We start from the raw sequence: 13,031 nt of genomic DNA, 5'->3' as shown, positions 1-13,031 counted from the left end.
GCCCTTCTTCACCCTTCACCATTTGCCCTTTACTGAATGAACGCCGAGGTCGCGAAAGCGGGTGCGGCAACGGCAAACAAATTCAAGAACATCCGGAGTTACCAAAATGAGTCAGGGCAAGATCGTTCAGATCATCGGCGCAGTGGTCGACGTCGAATTCGCACGTACGGACGTGCCGAAGATTTACGACGCACTGAAGGTCGATGGCACCGCCATCACGCTGGAAGTGCAGCAGCAGCTGGGCGATGGCGTCGTGCGCACCATCGCGCTGGGTTCCACCGATGGCCTGAAGCGCAACCTGGTCGCCAGCAACACCGGCAAGGCCATCTCGGTGCCGGTCGGTGCGGGCACGCTGGGCCGCATCATGGACGTGCTCGGCACGCCCATCGACGAAGCCGGCCCGGTGCAGGCCACCGACCATTGGGAAATCCATCGTGCCGCGCCGAGCTACGAGGACCAGTCCTCGGCCAATGAGCTGCTGGAGACCGGCATCAAGGTCATCGACCTGATGTGCCCGTTTGCCAAGGGCGGCAAGGTCGGCCTGTTCGGCGGCGCCGGCGTCGGCAAGACCGTCAACATGATGGAGCTGATCAACAACATCGCCAAGGCGCACTCGGGTCTGTCCGTGTTCGCCGGCGTGGGCGAGCGTACCCGCGAGGGCAACGACTTCTACCACGAGATGAAGGACTCCAACGTCCTGGACAAGGTGGCGATGGTGTACGGCCAGATGAACGAACCGCCGGGCAACCGCCTGCGCGTGGCGCTGACCGGCCTGACCATGGCCGAGTACTTCCGCGACGAGAAGGACGCCTCGGGCAAGGGCAAGGACGTGCTGCTGTTCGTCGACAACATCTACCGCTACACGCTGGCCGGTACCGAAGTGTCGGCGCTGCTGGGCCGCATGCCGTCGGCGGTGGGCTACCAGCCGACCCTGGCCGAGGAAATGGGCGTGCTGCAGGAGCGCATCACCTCCACCAAGACCGGTTCGATCACCTCGATCCAGGCCGTGTACGTGCCCGCGGACGACCTGACCGACCCGTCGCCGGCGACCACGTTCGCCCACTTGGACGCCACCGTCGTGCTGAGCCGCAACATCGCCTCGCTGGGCATCTATCCGGCCGTGGACCCGCTGGACTCGACCAGCCGCCAGCTGGACCCGAACGTCATCGGCCACGAGCACTACGACACCGCCCGCCGCGTGCAGGCCACGCTGCAGAAGTACAAGGAACTGAAGGACATCATCGCCATCCTCGGCATGGATGAGCTGTCCGAAGAGGACAAGCAGGCCGTCTCGCGCGCGCGCAAGATCGAGCGCTTCTTCAGCCAGCCGTTCCACGTGGCCGAAGTGTTCACCGGCTCGCCCGGCAAGTACGTCTCGCTGAAGGACACCATCCGCGGCTTCAAGGCGATCGTCGACGGCGAATACGACCACCTGCCGGAGCAGGCGTTCTACATGGTCGGCGGCATCGAGGAAGCGGTCGAGAAGGCCAAGAAGATGGCCGAGAAAGCGTAAGAGCGAGTAACGAGGGTAGAGAAGTGAGGCGTGAGTAGAAGCCTTCATTCACTTCTCACTCCTCTCCACTCACTCCTCCTATCGCAACAAAGCGAGACAGATCCATGACCACCACCATCCGTTGCGACATCGTCAGCGCCGAGCAGGAGATCTTCCACGGTGAAGCCACCCTGGTCGTGGCCACCGGCGAACTGGGCGAACTGGGCATCGCGCCCAAGCACGCGCCGCTGATCACCCGCCTGAAGCCGGGCAAGGTGGTGGTGACGCAGGCCAATGGCGAGCAGCTGGATTTCGCCATCTCCGGCGGCATCCTGGAAGTGCAGCCGCAGGTCGTGACCGTGCTGGCCGACACTGCCATCCGCGCGCAGGACATCGACGAAGCCTCGGTTCGCAAGGCCAAGGAAGAAGCCGAACGCGTGCTGGCCCACCGCGACCCGAAGATGAGCGCCGAGGAAGCGCAGGCCCAGCTGGCGATGAGCATCGCCCAGCTCAGCGCCCTGGAGCGCCTGCGCAAGAATCTGAAGCACTGAGCCTCGGACAGCTGCGCATTCGAAGACGCCGGCCAAGTGCCGGCGTTTTCGTTTGGACGGTGTTCGCAGGAGCGCCGTATCTGACAGTAGGTGCGCCGTCCTCGATGGGCAGAAGCGCCGCCTCGGCGATAGACGTGCCGTCCCCAACGCGAGCTCCTGCTTTTTCCGTATGTGTCCGCCGCCAAGGAGCCCGGAGGCCGTTCCTACGCGGGTCCGGTTTCCGGCCGAGTCAGCGGTAGACCAGGTGCCGCCACAGGAAGAACGCGATCACCGCCAGCACTCCTTCTACCAACGGCTTGGCCAGCCAGGCCTGCTGCATCCCCAGCCCATGGGCGACCCAGGTCACCGCCACGGTGCTGATCAGGGTCAGTGCCAGCCAGACGGCCAGGAAGCGCGCAAAACGGCGCCATCCCAGCCGCGGTTTGCCCTGTGCGGCAAACGTCATCCGGCCGTTGAGCCAGAAACCCAGCAAGGCACCGCAGACGCGGCCGGATAGATTTGCGGGCCCTGCACCCATCCCCAGCCAGGTAAGCGCTACAAAAAGAGCCCAGTCGAGCGCCAACTGCAGCAGGCCGACAAGAATGAAATGGCCTCCCTGGCGAAAAAGCGTCATGTCACGAGATAGCGAGTCGGGATGGACCTGCATGCTAACCGTTGTCGTGGCTTAGAATCAGCCGAATCCAGCAAGAGCATTGGAACCATCGTATGGCCCAACCACTACACGTCATCATCCTTGCGGCCGGCGAGGGCAAGCGGATGAAGTCGGCGCTGCCCAAGGTGCTGCAACCCATCGCCGGACGGCCGATGCTGGCACATGTGGTTTCCGCGGCGCGCGCGCTGGACCCCGCGGGCATCCATATCGTTTACGGACACGGCGGCGAGCAGGTGCTGGCGGCGTTTGCCGATCAGCCGGATCTGCTGTGGGCCGAACAGGCGCAGCAGTTGGGCACCGGCCACGCGGTCGTGCAGGCGATGCCGGGCGTGCCGGATGCGGCCACGGTGCTGGTGCTGTACGGCGATGTACCGCTGACCCGGCCGGAGACGCTGCGTCGGCTGCTGGAAGCGCCGGGCCGACTGGCGGTGCTGGTGGCCGAACCCGAAGACCCCAGCGGCTATGGCCGCATCGTCCGCGACGTGGAAGGGCGCGTAGCGGCCATCGTGGAGCACAAGGATGCCAGCGACGAGCAGCGCCAGATCCGCACCGTCAATACCGGCATCATCGCCGCCGAGTCCACCGCGCTGAAGCGCTGGCTGTCGGCCCTGTCCAACGAGAACGCACAGGGCGAGTATTACCTGACCGACGTGTTCGCGTCGGCGGCCCGGGAATTCACCCCGGCCGAGATGGTGCTGGTGACCGATCCCATCGAGGCCGAAGGCGCCAACGATCCCTGGCAGCTGGCGCAACTGGAACGCGCCTATCAGCAGCGCGCCGCCCGTGCGCTGTGCGTGCAGGGCGCGCGCCTGCTGGATCCGTCACGCTTCGATCAGCGCGGTACGGTGACGGTGGGCCGCGATGTCGAAATCGACGCCAATGTGGTGCTGGAGGGCACCGTGGAACTGGCCGATGGCGTCCGCATCGGACCATTCACCCGCCTGAAGGACGTGAAGCTGGGACCCGGCACCGAAGTGCGCGCGCATTGCGACCTGGACGGTGTGGTGACCGAAGGCGCCGCGCAGATTGGCCCGTACGCGCGGCTGCGCCCGGGCACGGTGCTGGCCGACGGCGTGCATATCGGCAACTTCGTCGAAACCAAGAAGGCCAGGCTGGGTGTTGGCAGCAAGGCCAATCACCTGAGCTACCTGGGCGATGCGGAGATCGGCAGCAAGGTCAACATCGGCGCCGGCACCATCACCTGCAACTACGACGGCGTGAACAAGTTCACCACCACCATCGAGGATGGCGTTTTCGTCGGCTCCAATTCGTCGCTGGTGGCGCCGGTCACGCTTGGCAGGAACGCGACCATCGGTGCCGGGTCGGTGATCACCAAGCATGCGCCGGCGGAAGAACTGACCGTGGCGCGCGCGCGCCAGGGGACCATCGAAGGTTGGCGGCGGCCGGTGAAGAAATAGCGGGCAACGGAGCAGGCAGTTGCGGGAGCCAATGGGAAGGCCTTGGTAGGAAACGACGGGAAGGCCCTCTGTAATTCCGCGGCAACCACATGTCCGAATGTACGACGGCGGGCTGAAGCCCGCCCTACGCGGGTGAATCCGGCAACTGGATGGCAACGCACAGCCCGCCGCCTTCGCGGTTGTGCAGCGACAGCCGGCCGCCGTGGGCTTCGACGATCTCGCGGGTCAGCGCCAGGCCCAGGCCGGTGCCGTTGCGCTTGGTCGAATAGAACGGCACCAGCGCGTTCTGCAGCACGGACTCGTTCATGCCGCTGCCGCGGTCCATCACCTCCAGCCGCAGCCATTCCGGCAGCCGGCTCAGGCGTACGCTGACCTGGTGCGGCTGCTGCATGTCCGCATCGCCGCTGGCCTCGTGGGCGTTCTTCAGCAGGTTCAACAGCGCCTGCTCCAACTGGGCCGGGTCGATGCGGCTGCTCAGGCCGGGTTCGCAGGGCTCCAGCGTGAACGCAATCTGGCGCTGCAGTCCGGCCAGATAGTGGTCCCACTGCACGGTCTGCAACTGCGGCTGCGGCAGCTTGGCAAAGCGCGCGTAGCCGCGGATGAAGCCCTCAAGATGGCGCGCGCGATCTTCGATGGTGGAAAAGACTTCCTCCAGGCGCTCATGGCGCCCGCGCCGCACCAGTTCCGAACCCGAGTGCGCCAGCGAAGCGATCGGCGCCAGCGAGTTGTTCAGTTCGTGGCTGATGACGCGGATGACCTTTTTCCAGGTCATCACTTCCTGCCGGCGCAGTTCGCTGGTCAGCAGCCGCAGCAGCAGCAGCTCATGGCGGCGGCCGTTGAGGCGGAAATGCCGGCGCGCCAGATGGTAGACCTGCTCATCGCCTTCGCTGTCTTCCTGCCCGACCGCGAACAGGCTGTCGCCGCCGCGCTGCAGGGCCTCGCGCATTTCCACCGGCGCCTTGCCCAACAGCGCCTCGAAATCCTGGCCTTCCAGTTTCCAGCCGCCGTGCAGCAGCTTGCGCGCGGCCAGGTTGGCGAACACCACCCGGCGCACGCCATCGCCACCGGGTGCCACCAGCAGCATCGCCACTGGCGTGTTCTGCACCATCGTATCGAGCAGCAGTTCGCGCTGGACCAGGTTCTGCCGCTGCTCGCGCAGCACATCGCCGAGTTCGCCATGCGCGCGCACCAGTTCGGCCAGTTCGTCGCTGCCGCGCCAGTGGATGCTGAAGTTGTATTCGCCGTCGCGGTAGCTGTTGACGCTGCCGGACAGCGCGCGGAACAACGCGTTCATTGGCTTCAGCGCGCGCCGTACCGCCAGCATCAGCAAAGGCAGCGTCACCAATGCCGACAACAGGAAAGCCAACCGCGAATCCTGCAGCCACGCGTGCAACAGCAGCGGCAACGCGATGGCCGCCGCCAGCGAAGGCAGCAGCCACAACAGCAGGCGGCCGGCAAGCGAACGGCGCATCATTCTCGCGGAATACCAAAGCGATCCATGCGCCGGTACAGCGCCTGCCGGCTCATGCCCAGCTCCGCCGCCGCCTGGGCGATCACGCCGCGCGCGCGATTGAGCGCCGCTTCCACCGCGGCGCGATCCGGCTCCTCGCCGCCGGCCGGCCTGGCTGGGGCAGGCTTGGGCAGGTTCAAATCCGCCGCCTCGATGCGTTCGCCCTGCGCCAGCAGGCCGGCGCGCTGGATGACGTTGCGCAGCTCGCGTACATTGCCGGGCCAGGCGTGCCGCAGCAGCGCGGCGCGCGCCGTCTCGCCGATAGGCTTGTCTTCGGGGCAGAAGCGCTCGGCCAACGGCAGGATGTCGCCCGGGCGTTCGGCCAGCGGCGGCAGGTTCAGTTCGATGGCGTTGAGCCGGTAGTACAGATCCTCGCGAAAGCTGCCGTCGCGGATCATCGTGGTCAGGTCCGCATTGGTGGCGCTGATCACGCGTACCGACACCGTGCGCTCGCGATTGGAACCCAGCCGCTCGAAGCGGCCGGTTTCCAGCACGCGCAGCAGTTTCATCTGTCCGGCCAGCGGCAGATTGCCGATCTCATCCAGGAACAAGGTGCCGCCGTCGGCGGCCTCGAACTTGCCTTCGCGCGCCTTGTTGGCGCCGGTGTAGGCGCCGGCGTCGGCACCGAACAGTTCGGCCTCGATCAGTTCCGACGGCAGCGCGCCGCAGTTGAGGGTGACGAACGGTCCGTTCCTGACCGCGGAATTGGCCTGGATGATTTCGGCGATCTTTTCCTTGCCGGCGCCATTGGGGCCGGTGATCAGCACCGGCAGGTCCGAACGCGCCACTTGGCAGGCCAGCGCGATCACCCGCTCGCTGGCCGGGTCTTCGAACACCAGGTTGCGCAGGTCGTAGCGTTGGGCCAGCTGATCGCGGCTGCGGCGTTCGCGCGCGCGGCGGCGGTCCAGTTCGTTGCGCGCTTCGGCCAGCTCCAGCAGATTGTTGACCGTGCCCAGCAGCTTGCGGTCGTCCCAGGGTTTGGCCAGGTAGTCGACCGCGCCGGCCTTGATCAGGCCGATGGCGCCTTCCAGATGGGTCCACGCGGTCAGCAGGATGATAGGCAGGTCGGGGTGGCGCTGGCGGATGGCGGCAAACAGCGCTTCGCCTTCGGCACCGGAAGTGGTGTCGGCGCTGAAGTTCATGTCCTGGATTACCAGGTCGACTTCGCTCTGCTCCAGCAGCGCCAGCCCGGCCTCGGGCGATTCGGCATGCAAGGTATTGATGTCGTGCAGCGAGAACAGCACTTCCAGTGCGGTGCTGACCGCGCGATTGTCATCGATGACTAGGATGGTTGGCATGCCTATAGCCTAACCGATGGGCTGCGGCTGACGAGGTGGGGCGGAATTTTCCCGATCCTGCGGACGGTCCATGTCACCACCAGTTGGACCAGCGCGACCAGCAAGACGGAAGCAGGTATGGCGAGCTGGGAAGATGCGCCAAACATCGAGGGCAAGGAGCTGGCTGGTGCCAGTCGTGACAATGCGAAGCCGACGGCGATACCCGCGCCGCTCACCAGTAGACATTCCACCCTGAGTTCGCTGGTGATCTGACGCAGACTAGCGCCGAGCGCGCGCCGTAGGCCCAACTCCTGTGAATGGCGTTGCAGCCACCACTGTCCGGCCACGATGAATGCCAACACCGTCAGTACCATCCATCCTGCCATGGTCAGTGCGGATAGCTGAAAACGCTTCCTGTCCAGCAGAAGATCTTCGGCACGGAGTGAAGACAGAGTCACCGGGGAAGTGACAACCCAGGACGGATAGGCAGTGCGAAGCGCATGTTCGACATCGAGCGCTACCTGTTCGCGATCGTCAGCGGCCGCCCGAAGAAGGAAGTGGGCACCAGCCGCGCTTTCCATGCGCATGGGCAAGATCAAACCGAGCGTGCCTTGATTGAGGTGGCGGCCATTCATCGGTAACGGGATGTCTTCGATGACGCCGACGACATAAGCCGGAAACCCAGGATGGAGATATACGGAACGCTGCAGCGGATCCTGGCCAGGGTACAGGCGATGCGCAAGCGAGGCAGTCAATATGACTGGAAGGGGCGAGTCGTACATCAGGAACGGGTCGCCGCCAAAAGCTTTGTATTCGCCGGGTAGGAAATCGCGACCGCTATGCATTGAGGCACCGATCGTTTCCAGCCAGTGATCGCCGGCCAGATAGATGGATGAAATCAACGGCGATGCCGGGCGTGGGCTGATTCCTATCGACGAGTTCCAGGAGCTGTATCCAAGCGGGGACTGATTGGCGACGGCCACGCGCTCTACACCGTCGATTCTGCGCATCGACTCCAGCGCATCCGCTGTACGGACATGCTGACCATTCGCAAGTCGCAACGGATATACCAGCAACAGCTCATCATGCGCGATGCCGCTGGGCGCCGATTCTGCCCTCTTGAACGAGACAAGCGAAGAGCCGGCAGCACAGATGAGCAGATATCCGATACTCAGCTGCGCAACCAGTCCCATCACCAGAACAGGGTGACGAGCCAGCAGAAGAAGCCGTGGTCGCACGCCCGTGGTCTCCTGCTGTCTGCTCGCGCGGTCGTGCGCAATATCCAGGGTCACGCCGTACGCGTCGCTACCGCCGGGGGTACCGACGCGGCTTTGCGGGCGGGCCCGTAGACGGCGATCTGGCCCAGCAGCCACAGCAGTACCGCGCCGACCGGCAGGTAGAACAGCGGTAGCCGCGGCAGCTCGTACTTGCCCATCAGCATCTGGTTGATGGCAAAAGCCAGCGCCATGCCGATAACGATGCCGATGCTGGCCAGCAGGAAGTTCTCGGTCTGGAAATAACGCAGGACCTGGCCCTTGGTGGCGCCCAGCGCGCGGCGGATGCCGATCTGCTTGGTGCGCTGCTGCACCCAGAAGCTGGCCAGGCCGACGATGCCCAGTGCCGTCACCACCAGCAGCGCCAGGATCACCGCCACCAGCAACCAGGCCATGGCGCGGTCCTGCCGGTAGTAGTCCTGGATGACATCGGTGAACGTGCCTTCGCGCAGGATCAGCCGTCGCGCGCTGTTCTTCTCCAACTGCGCCACGGCGGCCTTCAGAACTTCCTCACGCCGCTCCGGCGAGGTGCGCAGCACGAAGCGGCCCATCGTCAGGTCACGGACCGGCAGGATTATCGTGTACCCGGATTGGGCAGGGCCGCCGAAGTCGTTGGTGCGGATCAGGCGATCCACTACGCCGACAACGCGATGCGGAACGTCGTCACTGTTCCAGGAATAGATGTTCTTGCCGACTGCGCTTTCGCCGGGGAACAGCTTGTTGGCGACATCGCGGCTGAGGATAACGGAATGGATGTAGTTCTTGGTGTTCGGTTTGTTCAGCACAGTCCAGTTCTGGTATTCGTCCGCAGTGAAATCGCGCCCTTCCACCAACGTTAGTCCGAAGGTGTCGATCACGCCTTCGCCCAGATAGACGTTGGCGCTGAGGTTGGGCATGGGCTGGTTGGGCTGCAGGCTGACCGAGCTGTTCCAGGACGAGTTGTCGAACGGAACATGGTTGATGCTGTTGGCCGCCTTGACGCCTGGAAGGGCACGCAAGCTGGCAACGTCCTGCTTGACCCGTGCATCGGCGTCCTCATCCTGGCCGATGCCTCCGATATTGATGCGCACGATTTCGTTGTCGGCCAGGCCGGTCGGACGTTGCATGCGCTCAAGGCGGTTGTTGATAAGGAAAACCGCGTTGCAGATGATCGCGCACGACAGCGCGACTTCCAGCACGATCAGCGCTGCGGCGGTCTTGTGCCGGGCCAGGGTGGAAAGGATGGGGCGGATGTCCATGGGTATCTCCGGATTCGTGTGGGGCGGAGCATTGCTCCGCCCGGTGCTGATGGCGTAACGGAGCGGGCGCGGGGCTACTGGCTCTTCAGCTGGATGGCGGGGGTCACCTGCATCGCCCGCCAGGCCGGCAGCATGCCGGCCAGCAGGCTGGCCAGAATGGCCAGGGCGAAGGTGGTCAGCAGCATCTGCATGTCCATATGCGCCAGCTCCGCATAACCGGCCGGTTGCTGGCGTACTGCCCATAGCCCCAGCCACGCCAGCACCAGACCCAGGACACCGCCGACCAGGCCAATCGTGCCGGCTTCGACCAGACACTGGCTGAAGATGGCCGCGCGGGTGGCACCGAGCGCGCGGCGTACGCCAATTTGCGAGGAGCGGCCCAGGAACTTGGCCAACAGCAGGCCAACGGTGTTGAGCAGGCAGACTGCCAGGAAGCCGAAGGCCAGCCACAGCTGCAGGCGCACATCGCCCGGCACCGCGTTTTTCTCGTCCAGCCACTCCATCACGCTGTGCAGGCGCACGTTGGTGGGCCGCTCGAATCGGCCGGCCGCGCGCTGCTGGTCCGAGTAGTTGGCCAGGTACTGCTTGTAGGTGTCGACCTTCTCCGCCGAACCCAGCTCCACCCAGTACTGCAGCCATGAGCACGGTGCGTTTGGACCGTAGGCGCCTTCTTCCTCGGTGCTGGTGTCGCCCCAGCAGTTCATGTTGCCCTGGGTACCCAGCTTCAGTGCACGCGAAGTCCAGAACGGCACGAAGATCTGCTCGACCTCGGTGAAGCGGTCGTTGGTCATATCGTAGAATTTTGGCGTGGGCCGCCATTGGTCCATCACGCCTACGATGCGGAACGTATGCCCTGCGGCATGCAGGGTTTTGCCCACGCTGTTGCCGCCCTCGAACAGCTTGTCGTTAAGCGCCCTGGAGATCACCGCCACGCGGGCGCGCGCTTCGTCATCGGCCGCGTTCCAGCCGTTGCCGTAGCGGAACGGCACGTCGAACATCGGGAAGAAGTCGGCAGAGGTGTAGCGCGAATCCACCGAGAAAGGCGCAATCTGGCCTTCTTCCGATTCCACCGCCACCTGCCCGCCACTCATCACTGCCTGACGGTCGGCCTTGTTGTCGCGCAGCAGCGCCTCGGCATCGAAGCGCGTCATCTGTTCTTCCGGATCGTCGCCGGGGCTGAAGCCGTTCATCGTGCGTGGGTCGATGCGCGGGTAGAACAGCTTGTCGCTCTTGTGCGGAATCGGATCGCCGGACAGCACGTAGAACACCGTCAGCGTGGTCATGCTGGCGCCGATGCCAAGCGCGATGGCCAGCACCATCAGTGCGGTGAGTGCCCGGTTGCGCTTGAAGCTGCGCAGAGCAAGGTTGAAGTAGTAGCCGAACATGGCGGTCTCCATAGGGTGCGCCCTGGCGCACCGGATGATTCGTCGGGGTGGGGAACTGCGCGCAGCGGCGCGTGCGGGTGCCGCCGCTACGCCGACGCGCCGGCTTCGGCCGATTGCGCCGCACGGATCAGCGCCGGCTCCACCGACAGGTCGGTGGCCATGCCATCGACGATGTGCACATTGCGCTGCGCGCGCGCGGCCAGTTCGGGATCGTGGGTGACCATGACGATGGTGGTGCCCTGGCGGTTGATTTCCTCCATCAGTTCCATCACGCCACGGGCCATCTGCGAATCCAGATTGCCGGTGGGTTCGTCGGCCAACAGCAGGCGCGGGCTGCCGGCCAGCGCGCGGGCGATGGCGGTGCGCTGTTGCTGGCCGCCGGAAAGCTCGGCCGGGAAATGCTTCATCCGCGAACCCAGTCCCACCCGCGCCAGCGCTTCCTCGATACGCTGCCTGCGCTCGCTGGCCGGCATGCCGCGGTAGCGCAGCGGCACGTCGACGTTGTCGAACAGGTTCAGATCCGGAATCAGGTTGAAGCCCTGGAAGATGAAGCCGATCTTCTGGTTGCGCAGGCGCGAGCGCGCATCATCGTTCAGGCCGCTGACGTCCTGCCCGTCCAGCAGGAACTGGCCGCCGGTGAAGGTCTCCAGCAGACCGGCGATGTTGAGGAAGGTGGTCTTGCCGGAACCGGATGGACCGGTGACGGCGACGAACTCGCCCTCGCGGACGTGCAAATCCAGCGAGCGCAACGCGTGCGTTTCCACCTGTTCGGTGCGGTAGACCTTGGATACCTGGCGCATTTCTAGCATGGCGGTTTTCTCTTTTGGGATGGGTGGGGAGCTAGGAACGAGAAACGAGGAACGAGTAGTGAGGAGTGAGGGATTGCTTTTGCTTTTACTCGTTTCTCGTTCCTCTCCACTCGTTTCTAGTTAACGGATACACGCTCGGCATCGCCGAACAGATCGCTTCCGGAGACGACGACCTTGTCGCCGGGTTTCAGGCCGTCCAGCACTTCGACTGCGCTGAGGCTGCTGACGCCCAGTTGCACCGGGCGGCGTACCGCGGAACCGCCTTCCATGACGTAGGCGTAGCGACCGCCGCCCTGTTCGACGAACGGGCCGCGCTCGACCATCATCACGTTGCGGCGGGTATCCATCATCACCCGCGCCGACAGGCGCTGGTTCTGGCGCAGGCCGGGCGGCTGCTTGTCGGAGAAGCGGATGCGGGCGGTGACTTCGCCGTTGACCACTTCCGGCGACACCGCCGAGATCTCGCCGGGGAACGGCGCGCCGTTGCTGGTCAGCGTAGCCGGCATGCCGATGGCCAGATCGCGGGCAAAACTTTCCGGAACGCGGATTTCCACTTCGAACACCGACAGATCCACCACGGTCAGCACCGGTGCGTTGAGCGCCAGGTTGGTCCGCTGCGGCGCCTGTACCTGGCCGACCTGGCCATCGAAGGGAGCGCGCAGGGTCAGCGCATCGACCTGGCGTTGCACTTCGGCCACCACCGCGCGCTGGCGTTCGGCAAGCAACTGCTTGTTGCGCGCATCCAGGCCGGCGCCGCGGCCCTGCAGGCCGGCATCGTTGCGCGCATGACTCAGTCCGATCTCGGCCTTCTTGAGCTGGTCCTGCGCTTTCATCAGATCGATCTGCGGCAGCGCGCCGGCTTCAAAGGCGCGCTGGTAGCGCTTGAGATCGCGTTCGGCGGCCAGCCGCTCGATTTCGGCCTGATCAACGGCCTTGCGCGCGCTGGCACGGGTGACCGCCGCGTCCAGACCGGTGCGGTCGGCTTCGGCCTGCAGGCTGGCCAGCGTGGTCTGTTCCTGCGCCAGTTTGCTGCGCAGCTCCGGGCTGTCGATCTCGGCCAGCACCTGGCCCGCTTCGACCTTGTCGCCGGCCACCACCTTCAGCGTGACCACGCCGCTGGCAACGGCGTACAGGGTGGGGCTGTTGGCGGCGATGACCCGGCCATCGGCGGCGATGTCGCGGACCAGGTCGCCGCGCTTGACCTCGGCGATGCGCACGCGGGAGGCATCGAACGAGCTGGACCCGGACAACCAGCCGCGGGCGACGAATACGATGCCAAGCAGCAACAGCGCCGCACCGGCGGCCGGCAGCAGCCAGCGCTTCCAGCGCGCGCTGGCGGCGGGGGTGGACAACGGACGGTCTTGGGCGGAGGTGTCCCGAATCATCGATGGCATGCGTTATTAGAGTGACCTGCTGAACAAAGCA

The 13,031-nt window shown here is 65.0% G+C and carries 11 protein-coding genes; 3 read left to right on the top strand and 8 right to left on the bottom strand.

Features of this window, described 5'->3' with window-relative positions; translation table 11 throughout:
• Positions 1-106 precede the first annotated feature (106 nt).
• Together atpD and CRO39_RS15440 are read left to right on the top strand one after the other, a co-directional pair.
• Positions 107-1,513, top strand: coding sequence for a F0F1 ATP synthase subunit beta (gene atpD / locus CRO39_RS15445; RefSeq protein WP_097122856.1), 1,407 nt, complete (start codon positions 107-109; stop codon positions 1,511-1,513).
• A gap of 104 nt (positions 1,514-1,617) precedes the next feature.
• Entirely contained in the window at positions 1,618-2,043 is a 426-nt protein-coding gene (locus CRO39_RS15440) for a F0F1 ATP synthase subunit epsilon (RefSeq protein WP_097122855.1), read from the top strand.
• Positions 2,044-2,272: 229 nt separating this feature from the next.
• On the opposite strand, the gene CRO39_RS15435 is transcribed toward CRO39_RS15440, so the two are convergent.
• Positions 2,273-2,656 (bottom strand): GtrA family protein, encoded by a 384-nt coding sequence (locus tag CRO39_RS15435; protein WP_097122854.1) that lies wholly within the window; start codon positions 2,654-2,656, stop codon positions 2,273-2,275.
• Positions 2,657-2,748: 92 nt separating this feature from the next.
• Between CRO39_RS15435 and glmU the strand changes: the two genes are divergently transcribed.
• On the top strand, positions 2,749-4,113 hold the full coding sequence (gene glmU / locus CRO39_RS15430; RefSeq protein WP_097122853.1) for a bifunctional UDP-N-acetylglucosamine diphosphorylase/glucosamine-1-phosphate N-acetyltransferase GlmU: 1,365 nt from the start codon (positions 2,749-2,751) through the stop codon (positions 4,111-4,113).
• 124 nt (positions 4,114-4,237) lie between these two features.
• Here the strand turns inward: glmU and CRO39_RS15425 are convergent, their stop codons facing one another.
• The 7 genes from CRO39_RS15425 to CRO39_RS15395 form a co-directional block, all read right to left on the bottom strand.
• Positions 4,238-5,587, bottom strand: a complete 1,350-nt coding sequence (locus CRO39_RS15425; RefSeq protein ID WP_097122852.1) for a sensor histidine kinase — start codon at positions 5,585-5,587, stop codon at positions 4,238-4,240.
• Complete coding sequence (locus CRO39_RS15420; RefSeq protein ID WP_097122851.1) at positions 5,584-6,921, bottom strand: sigma-54-dependent transcriptional regulator; 1,338 nt, start codon at positions 6,919-6,921, stop codon at positions 5,584-5,586. The genes CRO39_RS15425 and CRO39_RS15420 overlap by 4 nt, the downstream gene beginning before the upstream one ends.
• Before the next feature lie 2 nt (positions 6,922-6,923).
• Entirely contained in the window at positions 6,924-8,192 is a 1,269-nt protein-coding gene (locus CRO39_RS15415) for an FtsX-like permease family protein (protein WP_097122850.1), read from the bottom strand.
• Complete coding sequence (locus CRO39_RS15410; protein ID WP_097122849.1) at positions 8,189-9,412, bottom strand: ABC transporter permease; 1,224 nt, start codon at positions 9,410-9,412, stop codon at positions 8,189-8,191. Before CRO39_RS15410 ends, CRO39_RS15415 begins: the two co-directional genes overlap by 4 nt.
• 74 nt (positions 9,413-9,486) lie before the next feature.
• A complete protein-coding gene (locus tag CRO39_RS15405; RefSeq protein WP_097122997.1) occupies positions 9,487-10,797 on the bottom strand; it encodes an ABC transporter permease in 1,311 nt (436 codons plus the stop codon).
• A gap of 86 nt (positions 10,798-10,883) precedes the next feature.
• Complete coding sequence (locus CRO39_RS15400) at positions 10,884-11,606, bottom strand: ABC transporter ATP-binding protein (protein WP_097122848.1); 723 nt, start codon at positions 11,604-11,606, stop codon at positions 10,884-10,886.
• A gap of 116 nt (positions 11,607-11,722) precedes the next feature.
• Positions 11,723-12,991, bottom strand: coding sequence for an efflux RND transporter periplasmic adaptor subunit (locus CRO39_RS15395; protein WP_097122996.1), 1,269 nt, complete (start codon positions 12,989-12,991; stop codon positions 11,723-11,725).
• Between the last annotated feature and the right edge of the window lie 40 nt (positions 12,992-13,031).

This window comes from Pseudoxanthomonas wuyuanensis (genome assembly GCF_900215535.1).
Classification (GTDB): Bacteria; Pseudomonadota; Gammaproteobacteria; order Xanthomonadales; family Xanthomonadaceae; genus Pseudoxanthomonas_A; species Pseudoxanthomonas_A wuyuanensis.
This window is presented reverse-complemented; position numbering and strand designations above follow the sequence as displayed.